Origin of the sequence: Streptomyces sp. NPDC048664, assembly GCF_040650555.1 — a bacterium.
Taxonomy (GTDB): Bacteria; Actinomycetota; Actinomycetes; order Streptomycetales; family Streptomycetaceae; genus Streptomyces.
The window spans coordinates 58,726-77,846 of sequence record NZ_JBEZHK010000033.1; the positions used below are offsets into that span (position 1 = coordinate 58,726).

Genomic DNA, 19,121 nt, shown 5'->3' on the forward strand with positions numbered 1-19,121 from the left:
CCGGCAGGGCCCGCGTAGCACAGATGTACGCGCAGGCCGTCCTCACCACTCCGGGAGTACGTCGCAATATGGCCACGCGCCACGACATCCGCAACGTCGCCATCGTCGCCCACGTCGACCACGGCAAGACGACCATCGTCGACGGCATGCTGAAGCAGGCCGGCGCCTTCGCCGCCCACCAGCTTGAGCAGGTCGACGACCGCGTCATGGACTCGAACGACCTGGAGCGTGAAAAGGGCATCACGATCCTCGCCAAGAACACGGCGGTGAAGTACCACCCCAAGGACGGCGGGGAGCCCGTCACGATCAACATCATCGACACCCCCGGCCACGCCGACTTCGGTGGCGAGGTCGAGCGCGGTCTGTCGATGGTGGACGGCGTGGTCCTCCTCGTGGACGCGTCCGAGGGCCCGCTGCCGCAGACCCGCTTCGTGCTGCGCAAGGCGCTCCAGGCCCGGCTGCCCGTCATCCTGTGCATCAACAAGACGGACCGCCCCGACGCCCGTATCGACGAGGTCGTCAACGAGACGTACGACCTCTTCCTGGACGTGGACGCGGACGAGGACCAGATCGAGTTCCCGATCGTCTACGCCTGCGGCCGTGACGGCATCGCCTCCCTGACCAAGCCGGAGAACGGCACGGTCCCGGGCGACTCCACCGACCTGGAGCCGTTCTTCTCCACGATCCTGGAGCACATCCCGGCCCCCACCTACGAGGAGGACGCGCCGCTCCAGGCCCACGTCACCAACCTCGACGCCGACAACTTCCTCGGCCGTATCGCGCTGCTGCGCGTCGAGCAGGGCGAGCTGCGCAAGGGCCAGAACGTCGCCTGGATCAAGCGCGACGGCTCGATCAGCAACGTCCGCATCACCGAGCTGATGATGACCGAGGCCCTCACCCGCAAGCCCGCCGAGAAGGCCGGCCCCGGTGACATCTGCGCCGTCGCGGGCATCCCCGAGATCATGATCGGTGAGACCCTGGCGGACACCGAGAACCCGATCGCGCTGCCGCTGATCACGGTCGACGAGCCCGCGATCTCGATGGTCATCGGTACGAACACCTCGCCGATGGTCGGCCGGGGCGGCACCGGCAAGGGCGCCAACGCCAAGACCACGGTCAAGGACCGCAAGGTCACCGCCCGCCAGGTCAAGGACCGCCTCGACCGCGAGCTGATCGGCAACGTCTCGCTGCGGGTCCTGGACACCGAGCGTCCGGACGCCTGGGAGGTGCAGGGCCGTGGTGAGCTGGCGCTCGCCATCCTGGTCGAGACCATGCGCCGCGAGGGCTACGAGCTGACCGTCGGCAAGCCGCAGGTCGTCACGCGCGAGGTCGACGGCAAGGTGCACGAGCCCGTCGAGCGCCTGACGATCGACGTGCCCGAGGAGCACATGGGCCCGGTCACGCAGCTCATGGGTGTCCGCAAGGGCCGCATGGACAACATGTCCAACCACGGCTCCGGCTGGGTGCGCATGGAGTTCGTGGTGCCCTCGCGCGGTCTGATCGGCTTCCGTACCGAGTTCCTGACCGGCACGCGCGGCACGGGTATCGCCCACTCGATCCACGAGGGCCACGAGCCCTGGTTCGGCCCCCTGCAGACCCGTAACAACGGCTCCCTGGTCGCCGACCGCGCCGGCGCCGTCACCGCCTTCGCGATGACGAACCTCCAGGAGCGCGGCGTGCTGTTCATCGAGCCGGGCACCGAGGTGTACGAGGGCATGATCGTCGGTGAGAACTCCCGCTCCGACGACATGGACGTCAACATCACCAAGGAGAAGAAGCTCACCAACATCCGCTCGGCCACGTCGGACATCGCCGAGTCGATCGTGCCGCCGCGCAAGCTGTCGCTGGAGCAGTCCCTGGAGTTCTGCCGCGACGACGAGTGCGTCGAGGTGACCCCGGAGGCCGTCCGCATCCGCAAGGTCGTGCTCGACCAGCGTGAGCGCTCGCGCGCCGCGAGCCGCGCCAAGCACAGCTGATCCGGGGCCGGCCCGAGCGGCCGGCAGCCGAAGACCACCGAGCGCCGGGACGGACGTCCGTCCCGGCGCTCGGTGGTTTTCCGGTGGTGGCTCTAGGACGGGCTTCCCGAGGGGCTCGGGGGCAGCTTCGCCCCCGTCTTCAGGAAGCCCATGTCCTCGTAGACGGGGGTCTGGAAGCCGAACGCGCCCGTGTTGGCGAGGTCCTTGCGGGCGATCGTGAGCTGGGGGCGCTGGTAGAGGGGGATCGACCCCGCCGTGGCCCAGATGCGGGCGTCGGCCTTGCGCACCAGGTCCCGCTCCTCGCCCTCGTCCAGGGTGGCGATCGCGTCGTCGAAGAGCTGGTTCACCTGGTCGGTGCCGACCCGGGTGTAGTTCTGCTCGATGCTGAGCGAGCCGTCCGCGGCCGGCAGCGGCTTGGCGTAGATCGGCCGGGCGTCGGTCGCCGGGAAGGCGGACGCGGGCCACGAGTACAGCGCCAGGTCGTAGTCGCCGTTCGCGATGTGGTCCTTGAAGTAGCTGTCGTCGGAGACCTTGGTGATCTGGGTGCGGATCCCGACCTTGTCGAGCATGGCCGCGATGCGGTCCCCCACCGTCCGCAGCGACTGCGAGCCGGGCCCGGAGGGCAGCACGAACCGCAGGACCAGCGCCTTGCCGTCCTTGGCGTACGTCCCGGACGCCGAACCGGCCGGGGCGGCGGTGCCCCTGGGGGCGTACGTCCCGGACGCCGAACCGGCCGGGGCGGCGGTGCCCCTGGGGGCGTACGCCCCGGGCGCGCCACCCTTGAAGCCGGGCTCCGGTCCGAACTCGGGTGGGCGCTGGAGTCCGTGCTGCTTGGTGTGGTCGCCCGGGTCCTTGTTGTCGTCGTGGCCGCCGGCCGCCGCCCCGCCGTCGGAGGGCTGCGCGGACGGGGACGCGGGGGTCTTCCTGCCCTTGGACCCGGCCGTCTTCCGCTCGTCCTTGACCGGCCCGCCGGCCACCCAGCCCGCCTCGGTCAGCAGCGCCTGCGACTGGCCCGTGTCCTGGTCGCCGAGGGCGCCGCTGTTGTCGGCGTAGTCGTCCTGGCCCGAGAGGGCCAGATGGCTGCCGACCGGCACCGCGGGCAGCCCGAGCGGCTTGAGCACCAGCCCCGCCAGTTCCCTGCGGTCCAGCGCGCGGGCCACCGCCCGGCGCACCCGCTCGTCCGACAGGGGGCCCTGCGATCCGTTCAGGGCGAGCTGGGTGTAGGCGGGCTCCAGCGACTTGCGGAGCACGAAGGCGCCCGACGGCTGCTTCGCCTGGGGGCCGGGTTCGCCCGGTGTGCCGCTCGCGTCCGGCGTGTCGCTCGCGTCGGGGGACCCGCTCGGGTCGGTGGACGCGCCGGCCGAGGCCCCGGTGGTGGAGCCCTCGGCGGGGCTGCCGTTCTTGCCCTGGGCGAGCGTGAACCGCTGGGCCTCCTCCGGGTCCACGTCGGCCATGTCGATCTTCCCGGCGGCGACGGCGGCGGCCCGCTGGTCGCGCGGGACGGCCACGAGCTGGATCTGGGAGAGCTTGGCGGGGCTGCCCCACCAGCGGGGGTTGCGGCTGAGCGTGATCGTGCCGGCCTTGCGGTCGACGCCCGCGAGGGCGAACGGGCCCGCCGTGACCTTCAGGGTGTTCCTGGCCCCGTCGTTGAAGCTGGTCGGCGTACCCATGACGTCCTTCGGGTACAGCGGGGAGAACAGCGCCCTCCAGTCGGCGTACGGCTTGCTGAAGGTGACCTTGACCTCCAGGTTGTTCGCGCCCCGCTCGATCTTCTGGATGCGGTCGTAGCCCGCGTTGCGGGCGGTCCAGTAGGCGGTGTCCTTGCCGGAGAGGGCGCGCCACTGGGCGGCGAAGTCGTCGGCGCCGATCTCCCGGCCGTCGCTCCAGACGGCCTTCTGGCTCAGGCGGTAGACGACGACCTGCTTCGGCTCGGTCGAGGTGACCTTGGCGGACTCCAGGAAGTTCGGGTCGCGCTGGGGGCGTCCGTTCGCGTCCAGGCGGAACATCGAGGGCAGCACGGCACCGGCGACGCGGGAGGTCGCGGCGTCGGCGTCGGACTGGAAGGTGTTCAGGGTCTGCGGAACGGCGTCCACGGCCCAGCGCAGCGTGCCGCCGTCGGCGACGAGCGTGCGGGCCGCCGGGGCGATGTCCTGCGCGGCGACCGGTTTGCTCCCCTCGTCGTCGTCGGAACTGCACCCGGCGAGCGCGGGCACCGCGAGGGCTCCCGCGGCGAGGAACGCGACCGAGCGCATCACCGCGCGCGGTCCGATCGCGTGGGACATCAGATCCACCTCCGGGAGCCGCTCGGACTGAAGAGCGGGGATTATGATCCGGTTTAGGGGTATTTGACTGATCACATGTATGACCTACTGAAGAGGACGGGGCGCGGCGGCGTGCGGCGACACGGCGTCGGACACCGGGAAGGTCACCCGCGTGGCCGAGCGGCCCCGGCACGGACGAGGCGCTCATCGCGTGCGGGAGCACGCCGCCGACCTCACGAACGAACCGCCGGTGTAACTGGGGTCGAGGATCCGCGGGCGTACCGGAGGGGGCCGAGTGCCGCCGCCCGGCCGGTCGGGCGCGGCTTCACCGCATCGGGTGGTGCCGTATCCGGTGCACACCACTCGCGGTACCGCTCCTTCGGTCATACGCTCCACAACGTGACGCCGACCACGACGGGCGACCTGGTGCTGCCGCTGGTGGCCGCGGTCGCCGCCGTGGCCGTGACGGCGTACGCGTCGATGCGGCGCAGGCTGCGTACGACGACGCGCACGACTCCCGGCGGCGGCAGGGGGAGCGCGGTGCCGCTGGACGAACTCGCCCGCCGGGCCGCGCGGTCGCTGGTCGGGACGGACGACTGCGTACGGGCCAGCCGGGAGGAACTCTCCTACGTCGCCGGACAGTTCGGCTACGAGGTGCTGCGGCCGTACGCGGATGCCGTGGAGTACGCCGGTGCGGAGCTGGCCGAGGCGTTCCTGCTGCGGCAGCGGATGGACGACGGCCGGGGCGAGGCGCGGCCGCTGCTGGCGGACATCGTCGCGCGGTGCGCGGCGGCCGGGCGGCGGCTGGACGCGGCGGCGGCCGGGTTCGACCAGGTCCGGGCGCTGGAGCGGACCGCGCCGGAGGCGGTGGAGTACGCCGAGCTGCGGTTCAGGGAGCTCGCGGCGCGGATCGCGGACGCGGACGGGACCCTCGCCGGGCTGCGGGAGCGGTACCCGCTGTCCGCCTACCTGCCGGTGGCGGGCCACGTCGAACAGGCCAAGGACCGGCTGGTGTTCACCACGACCTGCCTGGGACTCGCCCGCCAGGCCCTAGACCGGGGCGAGCAGGACACGGCGGTGGCCCCTCTGCGGGCCGTCGAGGCAGCGGTCGGCCAGGCGGAGTCGCTGCTGGACGGTGTGGCGCGGCTCGCCTCCGATCTGACCGCCGCGCGCTCGGCCCTGCCCGCCGCCCTCACCGACGTGGAGGCCGCCGCGGCCCGGGCCAACGAGCAGGGGAACACCGCCACCGCCCGGGCGGATCTGCGCGGCCGGATCGCCCACGGGGAGTCGGTGGCGGCGGCGGTGCGCAGGACGTGCGGGGTGGGCGGGGGGAAGGGCGGCGAGGACGGCGGTGCCGATGCCGGCCCCGGCTCCGGGCAGGGGACGGGGGTGCGGTGCGACCCGGTGGGGGCGCTGCGCCGGATCGAGGAGGCGGCGGCCGGACTCGACCGCGCCCTGGGCCGTCTGCCGGAGGGGACGCGCGCGCTCGGGCGTCTGCAGCGGGCGCTGCTCGTCGCGGACGGTAGCGTCCGCGCCACGTCCGACTACGTGACGACGCACCGTGGAGCCGTCGGTTGCCAGGCCAGGACGCGGCTCGCGGAGGCGGAACGGCGGCTGCGCGCGGCCGGGAGCACGGGAAGGCCGGCGGGCCCGGGGGACCAGGAGGATCCGAGGGACGCCGGGGGCCCGGAAACCCCGGGGCGCCCCGAGGGCGTGGGCGCGCCGTCGGCCGGGGCGCTGGCCGACGCCCGGGAGGCGGACGCGCTGGCCCGCCAGGCACGGCAGCTCGCGGAGCGGGACGTACGCGCGTTCGGGACGCCGTACGGCGAGGGGGTCTGGACGGGGAGCGCCGTGCTCGGCGGCATCCTGCTCCCGTCCTCCGAAGGCCCGTCCCCCGAGGGCCCGGGCACCGCGGGCCCGGCGCACTACGGCGGCCCCGCCACACGGGGGCGCGGGGCCGGCGGAGAACCGTTCCGCCCGACAACCCCGGCCCACCGAACGGCCCCGGCCGAGCCGACCCACCCGGCAGGCCCCGCGACCTCGGCGACCCCGGCGGACCCGGCGGGCTGAGGGCCGTGCGTCAGAACAGGCTCAGGAGGGCCTCTGCCGGGTCGGTGAGGGTGTGTTCGCCGTCGGGGAGAGGCAGCTCGAACCACACCGTCTTGCCTCGGGGGGTACGGCGCGAACCCCAGGCCGCCGAGAGCAGGCCGACCAGTTGCAGCCCGCGGCCCCCCTCGTCGGTGTCCATGGCGCGGCGCCGCCGCGGCTGGACCAGGCCCGCGTCCCACACCTCGCACACCAGTGTCCGGTCGAGCAGCAGCCGCAGCCTGATCTCCCCCTCCCCGTACCTGAGCGCGTTGGTGACCAGCTCGCTGACGAGCAGCTCCGCCGTGTCCACCAGCGGCTCCAGGTCCCAGGCCAGGAGCTGGGCGCGGGCGTGCTCACGGGCCCGGCCCACGCTGCGCGGCTCGCGCGGCAGCGTCCAGTCGCCGACGGACTCGGCGGGCAGCCCCTGCACCCGGGCCATCAGCAGGGCGATGTCGTCCTCGCCGTGATGGCTGTCGAGGGTGTTCAGAACGTGGTCGCACACGTCCTCGAGCGGCTGCGTGGGATCGGTCAGCGCGCCGACGAACGCCTGGAGCCCCTCGTCCAGGGGGTGGTCGCGGGATTCCACGAGGCCGTCGGTGTAGAGCGCGAGCAGCGCCCCCTCCGGCAGTTCGACCTCCACCTCCTCGAACGGCTCGCCGCCCACACCGAGCGGCATCCCGGGCGGGACGTCCAGCATCAGGGCGGGTTCGCCCGGTTCGACCAGCACGGGCGGGAGATGGCCGGCGTTGGCGAAGGTGCAGCGGCGGGTGACGGAGTCGTACACCGCGTACACGCAGGTCGCGAGGTACACCTCGGACAGGTCCGCCTCGCGCGGCCTGCGCGCGGCACGGGTGGCCTGCTGCACTCCCCCGGAGCCGAAGGCCTGGGAGGGGCCCCCGGCGGGCGCGCCGAGGCCCCGGGCGATCTCGTCCAGCTGCGAGAGCACCTCGGCCGGCTCCAGGTCGAGCTGCGCCAGGGTCCGTACGGCGGTGCGGAGTTCGCCCATGGCGACGGCGGCGCGCAGCCCGCGCCCCATGACGTCGCCGACGACCAGCGCCGTGCGGTGCCCGGGGAGTTCGATGACGTCGAACCAGTCGCCGCCGACCTCGCTGGGCCGCCCGGTGGCCGCGCTGCCCGGGAGGTAGCGGCAGGCGATGTCCAGGCCGGACGCCTCCGGGTCGCCGGGGGGCAGCAGGGAGCGCTGCAGTATCAACGCCCGCTCGTGCTCACGGCGGTACAGGCGCGCGTTGTCGATGCAGACCGCGGCGCGCGCCGCCAGCTCCACGGCGAGGGCGCGGTCCCGTTCGCCGAACGGCTCGCTGCCCTTGGTGCGGGAGAACTGCGCGAGGCCCACGACGGTGTCGTGCGCGACCATCGGGACCGCGAGCGTGGACTGGATCAGGCCGCCGTCCTCGGCGGGGACGTGCCGGGGCCGGGCGGTGCGCAGGGCGTCGGCGCACGGGGAGTTGAACGGGTAGTGGTGGACCGCGCCGACGTCGACGGGGTCGGGTCCGCCGTCGAACGGGGTGTCGGACACGGCGCTGGCGAAGGCGACACGGCGCAGTTCGGCGCTTCCGTCGGCCAGCCCCGGCGGGGTCTCGTCGCCGGCCAGGAGCCCTTGGTGGAGGTCGACGGTGGCGAGGTCGCAGAAGCCGGGGACGACCACGTCGAGCAGTTCGCGCGCGGTGGTCTCCAGGTCCAGGGAGTTGCCGATGCGCGCGCCCGCCTCGTTCAGCAGGGCGAGGTTGCGGCGTGCGGCGGCGGCCTCGCGGGCGGCCTCGCGGCGGGAGGTGACGTCGGTGCCGAGCCAGGCGATGCCGATGGGGCGCCCGCTGCCGCTGTGCACGCGGTACAGGTTGACGGACCAGTGCCTGCGTTCGTCGCTGCCGGGAACGGTGCCGGCGACATGCATGTCCGTGATCGACTCGCCGGTCTCCAGGACGCGGCGCAGGGTCGCGAGGACCCGTTCGGCCTCCGGGGACTGCAGATAGTGGTGGACGGAGCGGCCGCGGTGCTCCTCGGGGGCACCCCCGAAGGTGGCGGCGAACCTCTTGTTCGCGCGCCGGACGCGCAGGTCGGCGTCGATCAGCAGGAACCCGAAGGGAGATTGGCCGAAAATCGCCTGCGAGGCGGCGAGGTCGGTCTCGATGCTGCGCAGCGTGCGGACGTCCACGATGATGCACACGGCGGCCCGCTCGCCCTCGGCGGTCGTGGTGGGCATGACGTAGACCTCGGCGAGCCCCTCGGCGCCGTCCTCGCCGGGCGCGCGGAAGGGGATGACGCCGGTCCACTCCCGGCCGTCGAGGATCTCGGCCATCTTGCGGTGGCCGCGCTCACGCAGCCGCGGGGAGATGAACGCGGCGATCGGGTCCAGGCCCACGGCCCGCTCGGCGGGGACGCCGAAGATCTGCTCGGCCCGCAGACTCCACTGGTCCACATGCCCGTCCGGGCCGATGGAGAACGAGGCGACCTTGATGTAGTCGTAGATCGAACCGGGCGGACTGCTCTGCCACAGGGTGCCGCCGCCCGGCGCACCGGGGACCTCCCGGGGCGCGTCGAAGCCGAACGCGTCCTCGGCCGCCGCGGCCCGTCCGGCCCCGGCGGCATCGGCGGCCTCCGCGCCGTGCGACGGGTCCTCGGACTCCGTGGCCTTCGCTGGTATCTCGCTCACGCGAACCGTCCCCTCCAGCTCACCGCGCCCGGCACCGGTCACCGAGGGCGGCTGCCCGCAGTATCCAGCACTACGGTGCCGCACAACACGGTGTTCACGATCACAGCACGGTCCCGATCGTTTTTGGACCGGCCAGGCAATACTTCCAGTCTTCTAACCAGGTGGAGGCCCCTCGAACCAAAGAGTTCTGTCAGGCCTCATGGCCGGAACCGTTCGGTCAGGCGGGAACGGCGAGTTCGAACCAGACCGTCTTGCCGGAGTTCGCGGGACGGGTGCCCCAGCGGCGCGAGGAGTGCGCGACCAACTGGAGGCCGCGGCCGTCCTCCTCGTCGTGCCGGGCGGTGCGGGCGCGCGGCGGGTCGGGCAGGGGGTCGGAGACCTCGACCAGCAGGCGGGGGGCGGAGCCGTCGGCGCGGATCATGCGCACACCGATGGGGCCGGCGGCGTGCCGCAGCGAGTTGGTCACCAGTTCGCTGACCAGCAGGGCGGTGACGTCTCCCAGCGCGTCCAGACCCCAGGTGCGCAACTGGCCGCGGACCGCGGCGCGCGCGGTGCGCACGGCGCTGGGATCTGCGGGGAATGTCCACTCGGCGCTTTCGCCGTCGGTGTGGAGCACGCCGATCACTTCCCCGACCCAGGGTGCGATGTCCGGATTCGTGTGCCTATGAAGGGCATACCCGGTATCGAGGGGGATTACCGGGCGAGTCGGGGGGAGTCCTGGGTCAGACAGACCCTGGGCGCCGCCAGGCGGCGAGGACCGCTCGCACCGCCGGCACGTCCTGAGGGAGCCAGTCCACCTGCCAGACCTCCTGCGGTGTCAGCCAGCGCAGCGCGTCGTGGTCCTGCAGGGGCCGGGGGGTGCCGGAGACGAGGTGGGCCGTCCAGACCTGGAGGACGTAGCCGGGCTTGAGGGGCCACTCCCCCGGTACGCGCTCGACGGGTTTCGCCGTGACGCCCAGTTCCTCGCGCAGTTCGCGCTCCAGCGCGTCCCGCGGGTGCTCACCCGGCTCGACCTTGCCGCCGGGGAGCTCCCAGCCCCCGGCGAGGTCGGCCGGTGCGCTGCGGCGGGCGGCGAGGAGGCGGTCGCCGCTCATCAGGGCGGCTCCGACCACCAGGACGGTGTGCGTCATGCGCGGGAGCCTACGGCACCCCTCACACGCCCGAGTCCGACCCCACCCGCTCCACCCAGTAGAGCTGCTTGTGCCCGCTGGCCTCCAGGCCGTCCACGATCTCCTGGGCCTGGTCGCGGGTCGCGTACCGGCCCACGCGGTAGCGATTGCCGTTGTCGTCCTGCCGTATGACGTGCCAGGGAAGAGCGATCGTGCCGTCGTTCACCGCGCGTCTCCACTTCCCGTCCCCGGCTTCCGCCGTGCCCCGCCCACCAAGGCATATGCCCGAGCTTACGCCTCACCTTCACGCAGCGAACACGTATTCTCACAAAGCGGTACGCAGCCGGGTACGCAACCAGCCATCCGCGCGGGGGAAGCGCCGCGCGGGCCACCGGACGGCCGGGCCGGACGGCCGGGCCGAGGCGCTACTTCACCGGCAGGTGGTAGGCCACCTGGTAGCGGTCCGCCGGGACCACCACGTCCGCGGTCTCCACCGGACGGCCCGAGGCGTAGTACGTCCGCTGGATGACCAGCACCACATGACCGGGCACCCCGCCGAGCGCCACCAGTTCCTCGGCGAGGCCGGGGCGGGCGCCGACCTCCTCCGTGACGTTGTCCACGATCACGTCGATGGCCGCCATGCGCTCCACGACCCCCATGCCGCCGAGCGGCCCCTCCTCCGGGAGCATCACGGGGGTGCGACCGGTCAGCGCGAGCGGCTCCCACGACGTGGAGAGCATCATCGCCTCACCCGCGTCCCGGTACACGTACTTCGTGCACATCACGCGGTCGCCCGGCTGGACGGCCAGCCGGTGGGCGACGGCGGCGTTCGCCTCCGCCTGCCGGCTGTGCGACTCCCAGGTGCCGCACACTCCCGTGTCCGCCTGCTCCTGGCGGAAGGGGGTGGCGCCGCTGTGCGGCCTGTAGCCCGAGCGGGAGACCCGCCGCGGCACCGGGCGCTCCCGCACATAGGTGCCCGAGCCGGAGCGGCCCTCGACCAGCCCCTCGGCCATGAGCACCTTGCGCGCCTCCAGGGCGACCGTGTCCGAGACGCCGTACTCCTCGCGGATGCGGGCCTGGGACGGGAGGCGGGTGTGGGGCGGCAGCAGTCCGTCGACGATCTTCTTGCGGAGGTCCCCCGCGACACGCAGATATGCCGGCTGCTCACCGAAAGTCACTGGCCGCTCCCATCAGCTTGTACAGACAGCGACAGCCTGGCAACCGTGGGTTGTGCGGCGCAAGCGTAGGCCAGGGAATCACTCGAAGTGGTGACGCCGGCTCGATAAACGCTCTACGCAGGGCGTTTCTCCCCGCTTCCTCCCGCGTCACACCTCTTTCACCGGGTCCCCGTCCGGGTTTCCGAACCCCTCGCCCTCCGCCGAGCGCGACGGCGGGGTCGTGGCGAGACCCAGAGCCTTGCGGGCGGTGACGGCGGCCGGGCCCTCCAGAAGCGCGCCGCCCTGGTCGCAGTGGGCGTAGAAGGCGTCGACGTCCGCCGCCCGCGCCGCCCGGCTCCACTCCGCACGGGCCCGGTCCAGAGCCTCGGCCTGGGCTTCGACCGACCTGCCGGTGCCGTCCCGCCACGGGTGGGCGCGCAGATCGCGGGTCTGGGTGGTGAGCGCCGCGGCGACCCGGGCGGCCCACGCCCTGGCGCCCGGCAGGTCGTCCTCCAGGTACTCGGCGCGGGGAGCGGTGTCCAGCGCCGCGTAGAGCACGCCGTCCGCCCGCAGATAGGCGCTCTGGTCGGACGTGAGGGTCGCGGGGTCCTGGCGCAGCGAGCCGGTCCGGCGGTCCGTGTCGTCGACACCGGCGAAGACGCAGATGACCTCGCGGTCACCGAGGGACCAGCTCCGGCTGTCGGGCCGCAGGACGTAGACGTCGACGTCGTCGGGGACCGCCCAGGCGTCCATCGCGTACGCGCCCTTGAGGGCCCGGCACCGGCGGTCCGCCTCCTCGCTGATGGCGGCGGTGCCGGGATAGACGCGGCCCGCCAGGGTGAAGTCGGCGAACACCTCGGCCTGGTGCGTGCCGGAGCAGGGCACCTCGTCGACGTCGCGCACCTCGCCGTGCAGCGAGCCGCCGAGAGCGTCGAAGCACTCCCCCTTGTGCGCGGAGAACGTCGCGCCGCCGCCCCGCGCCCTGTGCGCCCCGTGGGTGAAGCCGCCCCAGACGTCGTGCGCGGCGCCGGACGCGACGGCGAGCACCCACAGCATGAGACCGAGCAGGGACATCGCCATCCCGCCGACGGCGAGCCCGCGCCCCCGCCCGCCGCGGCGCCTGATCTGCGCGAGCGCGATCAGCCCGAGGACGAGTCCGACACCGGGCAGGCAGCACAGGATGCCGAGCACGAGCGAGGTGATCGCGAGCCCGTTGACGGGCTCCGGGCGGTGGTACGGGAAGTACCCCTGCCCCCAGGCCTGGTGGGGGACGTGAGGCGGGTACGGAGCCGGTGGCCGGTACGGAGCCTGCGGGGGCGGTCCCCCGGGCTGGGAGGGCCCGGGGGGCGGGGGTATGGACACGGGCGCCGTGCTCCTCGTGCTGTCTGCCTGTGCAGAACCTGTGTACGGGATATGGGCGCATCGTAGGCGGCGGGGAGCCGGTGCGGGGAGCGCCCCTGGTCAGAAGCGCAGCGCCCAGGAGGTGAGCCGCCCCGAGTCGAGCGGGGCGTTGTCGCCGATCCTCAGCCGCCAGGTCCCGTTCGCCCGCCCGGCCCCGGCAACCACGGCGTAGGTGGTGTCGACGTCGCTCCTCGCGCCGCCGGTCGCGTAGGGCTTGAGCAGGTGCACCGTCCCGTCCGGCGCGACCAGTTGGATCCTGAGGTCGCCGATGCGCGGGTGCCTGATGTGCACCTCGACGCCCAGCCGGAGGGGCGCGTGCCCCGTGACACCGGCGACCGTGATCGCCGACTCGGTGAGCCGGTTGTCGGCGATCGGGCGCTCCACCGCGTTCACGAAGTACGGCCGGCCCGTGGTACCCGTGGTGCCGGTGGCGCCGGTGGCGCGGACGACGTTGAGGAGCAGGTTGGGCGAGCCGGTGCCGGGGCTCTTGACGACCCCCGCGACCGCGGCGCCCTTGAGCGCGGCGGCCACCTGCGCGGGGGTCGCCTTGGTGTGGTCCGCCAGGTACAGCGCCGCCGCCCCGGCCACGTGCGGTGTCGCCATCGACGTACCGGACAGGACGGCCCTCGCGGTGTCCGAGGTGTTCCAGTCGGAGGTGATCGAGGAGCCCGGGGCGAAGAGGTCGAGGACGGAGCCGTAGTTGGAGTAGCCGGCCCGCGCGTCGGTCGACGTCGTGGCCCCGACGGTGAGCGCCTCGGCGACGCGGGCGGGCGAGAACCTGGAGGCGTTGGCGTTGTTGTTGCCCGCGGCGACGGCGAAGGTGACGCCGGAGGCGATGGTGTTGCGGATGGCCGTGTCCAGGGCGGTGTCGATGTCGCCGCCCAGCGACAGGTTGGCCACGGACGGGCCGCTGCGGTGCCGGGCGACCCAGTCGATCCCCGAGATGACCTTGTCGGTGGTCCCGGAGCCGGAGTTGTCCAGGACGCGGACGGCGACGATCCTCGCCTTCTTGGCGACGCCGTAGGAGGTGCCCGCGATCGTGCCCGCGACATGCGTGCCGTGGCCGTTGCCGTCCTGGGCGACGGAGTCGTTGTCGACGGCGTCGAAGCCGTTGGCCGCGCGGCCGCCGAAGTCCTTGTGACTGACCCGTACGCCGGTGTCGATGACGTAGGCGGTGACGCCCGCGCCCGCCGAGTTGGGGTAGGTGTACGCGCGGTCGAGCGGCAGGTTCCTCTGGTCGATGCGGTCCAGGCCCCAGGAGGGCGGCGAGGACTGGGTCGTGCTGATGCGCAGGACGCGGTTCTGGACGACGGAGGCCACGGCCGGGTCGGCGGCGAACCGTCTCGCGTCGGCCTCGTCGGCGCTGATCGCGTACCCGTTGAGCGCCCTGCCGTACGTACAGCCGATCCTGGCGCGGTACTTCCTGGCCAGAGCCCTGCCCCGGTCGGAGTCCGCGGGCATGGACGCCGTCTTGAACACCACGATGTAGCTGCCCGGGACGGCGTTGCGGTCGCCCGCGTACTGGATCGAGCCCTCCGCGACCGGCAGCGCGTGCGCGGCGAGGGCGGGGGCGAGCCCGGCGACCAGGGCCGCCACCCCGATCCCGGCCACTCGTCGCCGGGCCTGGCACATGGCTGTCATCCGGGGTCCTCCTCGTCGGTGATGCGTGCTGCGGGCCTGGAGCCCCCTGCTCCCAGGAGCCCCGTACGGCCTGAGTGCGGTCACAACGCGGGCGCCACGCAAAGATAGTGACATAACATCACTAACCGGACAATTACCCTGCACTCATGACACCTTTGCCGGACCGTTACTGCCCGGTGGACGGCACGCGGGTCGCCGCGCGGTCGCTCGCCTGGTGCTGTCCCGTCTGCGGCGGCCCGCTGGACCTGGACTTCGCACCCACCCCCGCCTCCCTCAAGTCGCTCAGCGGGCGGGTGAACTCGATGTGGCGGTACGCGGAGACGCTGCCGCTGGCCGCCCCCTCGTTCAGCCTCGGCGAGGGCCGCACCCCGCTCGTCCCCCTGAAGCACGGCATCTCGGCCAAGCTGGACTTCCTGATGCCGACGCTCTCCTTCAAGGACCGGGGCGCCGTCCTGCTGGCCGAACTGGCGCAGCGGCTGGAGCCGCGGCAGGTGGTCGCCGACAGCAGCGGCAACGCGGGCACCTCGATCGCGGCGTACTGCGCCCGCGCCGCGCTGCCGTGCACGGTGTACGTCCCCACCGGCACGTCCCCCGAGAAGGTCGAGCAGATCTCGGCGTACGGGGCGCGGGTGCGGGTGGCCGACGGCGACCGGGAGGCGGCGGCGCGCCAGGCCCGCGAGATGGCGGACGAGCCGGACGTCTTCTACGCGTCACACGTCTTCAACCCGTACTTCCTGCACGGCACGAAGACCTACGCGCACGAACTGTGGGAGGACCTCGGCGGCCGGTTCCCCGACGTGCTCGTCCTGCCCGTCGGCAACGGCACGCTGCTGCTGGGCACGGCCCTGGCCGTCGCGGAGCTCTACACGGCGGGCCTGATCGACCGCCGTCCGGCCCTGTACGCGGTGCAGGCGGCGGCGGTCGCGCCCCTGGCCCACGCGTGGGCCGAGGGGGCCGACGACCTCGCGGACGGGGCCCCCGCCACCGCGACCGTGACCCCCACCTTCGCCGAGGGCGTCGCGATCCCCCGGCCGCCCCGGGCCCGCCAGATCCTGCGCGCCGTCCGCGAGTCCGGCGGCACCTTCCTGACCGTGACGGAGGATCAGATCCGGCACGCCCAGCAGGACCTGGCGTCCCAGGGCCTGTACGTGGAACCTACGGGGGTGGTGGGCTGGGCGGCCGTGCGGGAAGGCCTGCTGGGGACGCGCAGCGCGGTGGTGCCGCTGTGCGGGGCGGGCCTGAAGACGGGACTGGCCGGGGAGCCCGCCGGCGCCTGAGGGGGCCGCGGCGACCGTCCCCGGACCGCGTCGGCCGAGGGGCGCGGCCCGGCGGGGCCACCTCGCACGGAGGCTCACCGGTTCCCGGCCGGGCGAAGCGGCGCCGCACGCCGGGCCCGCGTGACGCCGCCCGGGCGCCGGGGCCGAGGTCCCACCCGGCGCCCGGGCCACGGTCCGCCCGACACCCGGGCCGCAGTCCCGTTCGGCACCCGGGCCACGGTCCTGTTCGGCGCCCGGGCCGCGGCTCCCCCCGGCGCCCGGGCCACGGTCCCGCCCGACGCCCGGGCCACGGTCCCGCCCGACGCCGGGGACGCAGTCCCCTTCGGCACCCGGGCCACGGTCCCGTTCGGCGCCCGGGCCGCGGCTCCCCCCGGCGCCCGGGTCACGGTCCCACCGGGCGTCGGGGACGCGGCCCTGTTCGGCGCCCGGGTCGCAGTCCCGTTCGGCGCCCGGGTCGCGGTCCCGCCCGGCGCGCTCGAGAGGGAGACGGGGGCGCGGCCCCGGGGCGGTGGCCCGCGCTTCCCACGCGGGCCCGACCGCCCCCTCCGTCGGGGCCCATGGCTCCGTCCGGCCGCCACGGGCCGCCCGGCGAGCCAGGCGCCCCTCGGGGCCGCCTCCGGCATCGGGGGGCGTCAGCCCCCGGTCAGGGGGGCGTCGGATCCCCGTGGTGCGGAACCGTCGCTCCGCCGCCGGCCCGGACCGCCTCGATCACCTCCTGATGCAGGTGGCGGCTGCCCGCCTCGGAGTCGCACGGCACGGGGCTGCCGGCGAGGGTGAACCACTGGGAGCCGCCGCTGTACTGGATCGCCACATCGGCCTCGCTCCCGTCCCAGGTCGTGTGCACGGTCAGGTCGCCGGTCATGATGCCCGCGTCCTCGGTGCGGGCCCCGCCCCGCCCCGCGTACACCCCCTTGGTCGTCCATGATGCCCAGAGCATGATCATCACCCTTCCCTCATGACCTCACGACCTCACGACGTCACGAACGCGGGCTCGTCCGGCAGCTCCGCGACACCCGCTACTGGGTATGGTCCGCCCGCCGGTACCAGAGCGCACATTTCTTGTTAATCCGCCCAGCACAAGGCAGGGTGGTGACAGTGCCGGACACCCGATTCGTCCCGACATGCGAGGAGTAGCGGTAGCGGCAGGAGGCATCATGCGCAACTCAGGAACGGACGGCCGGGCCCACCCGGACGATCGCGCGCTGCCGCGGTCCGGTGAGGCGCTCAGTTGAGACCAGCCGTGAGGCACCTCGTCAGCGCCCCGCCCGCCGGCCGCCCCGCACCCGGGACGGGAGCCGGCCGCAAGGGGCTCAAGAGCGGCGCCCTGGGGCTGTTCTCCTCGGTCGTCATCGGGCTGGCCTCCACGGCGCCCGCCTACAGCCTCGCCGCCACCCTCGGCCTCATCGTGGCGGGAGTCGGGCTCCAGGCGCCGATCGTCACCATGCTGGCGTTCATCCCGATGCTGCTGATCGCCTACGCCTACCGTGAGCTGAACGCCAGCAACGCCGACTGCGGCACCACCTTCACCTGGGCGACCCGCGCGTTCGGGCCGCGGACCGGCTGGATGGGCGGCTGGGGCATCATCGTCGCCGACATCCTGGTCATGTCGAACCTGGCCCAGATAGCCGGCATCTACGGCTTCCGGCTGCTGGGATACGAGGCGCTGGCGCGGGACCGGCTGTGGATCACCGTGGCCGGCATCGTCTGGATCCTGGTGATGACCGCCGTCTGCTACGTCGGCATCGAGCTGTCGGCCGCCGTCCAGCGCTGGCTGCTGTACGTGGAGGTCGGGGTGCTGATCGTGTTCGCGGTCGTCGCCCTCGTCAAGGTCTACAGCAGCCCTCCCCCGACGGCCCTGCACGTCTCCGCGTCCTGGTTCAACCCCTTCGAGGTGTCCTCGGCCAAGGCCCTGACGTCCGGGGTCCTGGCGAGCGTCTTCATCTACTGGGGCTGGGACACCGCGGTCACGGTCAACGAGGAGACCGCCGACAGCGCGCACATCCCCGGGCGCGCCGCGGTCGTCTCCACCGTCCTCCTCCTGGTCATGTACGCGCTGGTGTCCACGTCCGCACAGGCCTTCGCCGGGATCGGCACCTCGGGCACGGGCCTGGGCAACGCGGACAACTCGGGCGACGTGCTCTCGGGCCTCGGCGAGTCGGTCTTCGGTGCCACCGGGACGGGGCTGTTCCTGTCCCGGCTGCTGATCCTGATGGTGCTCACCTCGGCCCTGGCCTCCACCCAGACCACGATCCTGCCCGTGGCTCGGACCGTGTTCTCGATGGCGGTCCACAAGGCGATCCCCGCCGGCTTCGCCCGGGTGCACCGCAGGTTCCTCACCCCGACCTGGTCCACGGTCGGCATGGGGGCGCTCTCGATCGCGGTCCTGGTCCTGCTGGCCACCTTCAGTGAGAACACCCTCGCCGACTCGGTGGACTCGGTCGGCCTCGCGATCACGTTCTACTACGGCCTGACCGGCTTCGCCTGCCTCTGGTACCACCGCTCGGTCCTCACCCGCAGCCCGAAGGACCTGGTCTTCAAGGGCGTCCTGCCGGGACTCGGCGGGCTGATCATGCTCTGCCTGTTCCTCTACGCCACCTTCGTCGTCTACGCGAATCCCGGGTACGGCTCCACGGTCATCGACCTGCCGCTGATCGGGCCGACGGGCGGGGTGACCGTCGTCGGGCTCGGTGCGCTGCTGGTCGGCTTCGTGCTGATGCTCCTGGTCACCCGGGAGCACTCCGCGGCCCTCAAGCTGCAGCGCAGCCTGCTGCCGCACCGGCTGCCGAAGCTGTCCGCCCTCGACTCGGCGAGCCGGTACCTGCCCGCCGACAGTGGCTCGGGCGTGGGCGGCGACTGGTTCGACGTGATCCCGCTGTCGGGCGCCCGGGTCGGCCTGGTCGTGGGCGACGTCCTCGGCCACGGGCTGCGGGCCGCGGCCACCATGGGCCGGGTGCGGACCGGCGTGCGCGTGCTGGCCCGCCTCGACCTCGCCCCCGACGAGCTCCTGTCCCGCCTGGAGGACCTGGTCGAGCAGGCCGCGCAGGAGAACGGGGGCGGGCCGGCCGGCGCCCGCGCGCCGGGTCGTGCCCCCGTCGACGGCGCCCGCGGTGACCCGCCGGGCCGCGGTGCCCGCCGCGCCCGGCGCCGCGCGAAGCCGCCGCACGCCGACGAGGCGAAGGGGGTGACCTGCCTGTACGCCGTGTACGACCCCGTCTCAGGCCTGTGCAGCCTCGCGCGGGCGGGCGATTCGGTGCTGGCCGTGATCGAGCCGGAGACGGGCGCCGCGTACTACCCGGAGCTGCCGCCCGGGCCACCGCTGGGCGTCGGCGGTCTGCCGTACCAGGGCACGGAGCTGCGGTTCCCGCCCGACAGCCTGATCGCCTTCTTCACCGGCGGACTGCTCCAGGCCACCACCGGCCAGAGCGCTGCCCTCGGTCACCTCGCCCGTGTCCTCGCCGACCACCACGCATCACTCGAAAAACTGTGCGACAAAGCCGTCGCAGCGCTCCTGCCCGGCCCCGTCGACGAGGACGCCACCCT

The 19,121-nt window shown here is 73.5% G+C and carries 13 protein-coding genes; 4 read left to right on the forward strand and 9 right to left on the reverse strand.

What is annotated here, in order from left to right; translation table 11 throughout:
- The first annotated feature begins 68 nt into the window (after positions 1-68).
- A complete protein-coding gene (gene typA, locus AB0C59_RS28950; RefSeq protein ID WP_363009719.1) occupies positions 69-1,976 on the forward strand; it encodes a translational GTPase TypA in 1,908 nt (635 codons plus the stop codon).
- Between the two features lie 92 nt (positions 1,977-2,068).
- Here the strand turns inward: typA and AB0C59_RS28955 are convergent, their stop codons facing one another.
- Positions 2,069-4,258 carry an ABC transporter family substrate-binding protein gene (locus tag AB0C59_RS28955; protein WP_363009721.1) on the reverse strand — a complete coding sequence of 730 codons (2,190 nt, stop codon included), beginning with the start codon at positions 4,256-4,258 and terminating at the stop codon, positions 2,069-2,071.
- A 378-nt stretch (positions 4,259-4,636) separates the two neighbouring features.
- Between AB0C59_RS28955 and AB0C59_RS28960 the strand changes: the two genes are divergently transcribed.
- The gene (locus tag AB0C59_RS28960; protein WP_363009723.1) at positions 4,637-6,307 is read left to right on the forward strand and encodes a TPM domain-containing protein; all 1,671 of its coding nucleotides are present in this window, start codon (positions 4,637-4,639) and stop codon (positions 6,305-6,307) included.
- 10 nt (positions 6,308-6,317) lie between these two features.
- Here AB0C59_RS28960 and AB0C59_RS28965 read toward each other — a convergent pair whose 3' ends face one another.
- The 7 genes from AB0C59_RS28965 to AB0C59_RS28995 all read right to left on the reverse strand — a co-directional run bounded on the left by AB0C59_RS28965 (position 6,318) and on the right by AB0C59_RS28995 (position 14,304).
- The gene (locus AB0C59_RS28965; protein WP_363009725.1) at positions 6,318-8,996 is read right to left on the reverse strand and encodes a SpoIIE family protein phosphatase; all 2,679 of its coding nucleotides are present in this window, start codon (positions 8,994-8,996) and stop codon (positions 6,318-6,320) included.
- Positions 8,997-9,213: 217 nt separating this feature from the next.
- Positions 9,214-9,621 (reverse strand): ATP-binding protein, encoded by a 408-nt coding sequence (locus AB0C59_RS28970; RefSeq protein ID WP_363009726.1) that lies wholly within the window; start codon positions 9,619-9,621, stop codon positions 9,214-9,216.
- Positions 9,622-9,718: 97 nt separating this feature from the next.
- Positions 9,719-10,126, reverse strand: a complete 408-nt coding sequence (locus AB0C59_RS28975; protein WP_363009728.1) for a (deoxy)nucleoside triphosphate pyrophosphohydrolase — start codon at positions 10,124-10,126, stop codon at positions 9,719-9,721.
- A gap of 22 nt (positions 10,127-10,148) precedes the next feature.
- Complete coding sequence (locus AB0C59_RS28980) at positions 10,149-10,331, reverse strand: SPOR domain-containing protein (RefSeq protein ID WP_363009730.1); 183 nt, start codon at positions 10,329-10,331, stop codon at positions 10,149-10,151.
- 199 nt (positions 10,332-10,530) lie between these two features.
- The gene (locus tag AB0C59_RS28985; RefSeq protein WP_363009732.1) at positions 10,531-11,283 is read right to left on the reverse strand and encodes a GntR family transcriptional regulator; all 753 of its coding nucleotides are present in this window, start codon (positions 11,281-11,283) and stop codon (positions 10,531-10,533) included.
- Positions 11,284-11,430: 147 nt separating this feature from the next.
- Positions 11,431-12,624 (reverse strand): DUF4190 domain-containing protein, encoded by a 1,194-nt coding sequence (locus tag AB0C59_RS28990; protein ID WP_363009734.1) that lies wholly within the window; start codon positions 12,622-12,624, stop codon positions 11,431-11,433.
- Between the two features lie 99 nt (positions 12,625-12,723).
- On the reverse strand, positions 12,724-14,304 hold the full coding sequence (locus tag AB0C59_RS28995; protein WP_363009736.1) for a S8 family serine peptidase: 1,581 nt from the start codon (positions 14,302-14,304) through the stop codon (positions 12,724-12,726).
- Between the two features lie 146 nt (positions 14,305-14,450).
- On the opposite strand from AB0C59_RS28995, the gene AB0C59_RS29000 reads away from it, so the two are divergent.
- Positions 14,451-15,581, forward strand: coding sequence for a threonine synthase (locus AB0C59_RS29000; RefSeq protein WP_363009738.1), 1,131 nt, complete (start codon positions 14,451-14,453; stop codon positions 15,579-15,581).
- 643 nt (positions 15,582-16,224) lie between these two features.
- On the opposite strand, the gene AB0C59_RS29005 is transcribed toward AB0C59_RS29000, so the two are convergent.
- Entirely contained in the window at positions 16,225-16,518 is a 294-nt protein-coding gene (locus AB0C59_RS29005; protein ID WP_363009740.1) for a hypothetical protein, read from the reverse strand.
- 303 nt (positions 16,519-16,821) lie between these two features.
- On the opposite strand from AB0C59_RS29005, the gene AB0C59_RS29010 reads away from it, so the two are divergent.
- On the forward strand, positions 16,822-19,121 hold a 2,300-nt coding region (locus tag AB0C59_RS29010), incomplete at its 3' end, for an amino acid permease (protein ID WP_363009742.1).

Excerpts from the sequence above, each read along its gene's own strand:
- AB0C59_RS28975 (WP_363009728.1), bottom strand. The coding sequence starts at position 10,126 with ATGACGCACACCGTCCTGGTGGTCGGAGCCGCCCTGATGAGCGGCGAC.
- typA (WP_363009719.1), top strand. The coding sequence starts at position 69 with ATGGCCACGCGCCACGACATCCGCAACGTCGCCATCGTCGCCCACGTC.
- AB0C59_RS28955 (WP_363009721.1), bottom strand. The coding sequence starts at position 4,258 with ATGTCCCACGCGATCGGACCGCGCGCGGTGATGCGCTCGGTCGCGTTC.
- AB0C59_RS29000 (WP_363009738.1), top strand. The coding sequence starts at position 14,451 with ATGACACCTTTGCCGGACCGTTACTGCCCGGTGGACGGCACGCGGGTC.
- AB0C59_RS29005 (WP_363009740.1), bottom strand. The coding sequence starts at position 16,518 with ATGCTCTGGGCATCATGGACGACCAAGGGGGTGTACGCGGGGCGGGGC.
- AB0C59_RS28995 (WP_363009736.1), bottom strand. The coding sequence starts at position 14,304 with ATGACAGCCATGTGCCAGGCCCGGCGACGAGTGGCCGGGATCGGGGTG.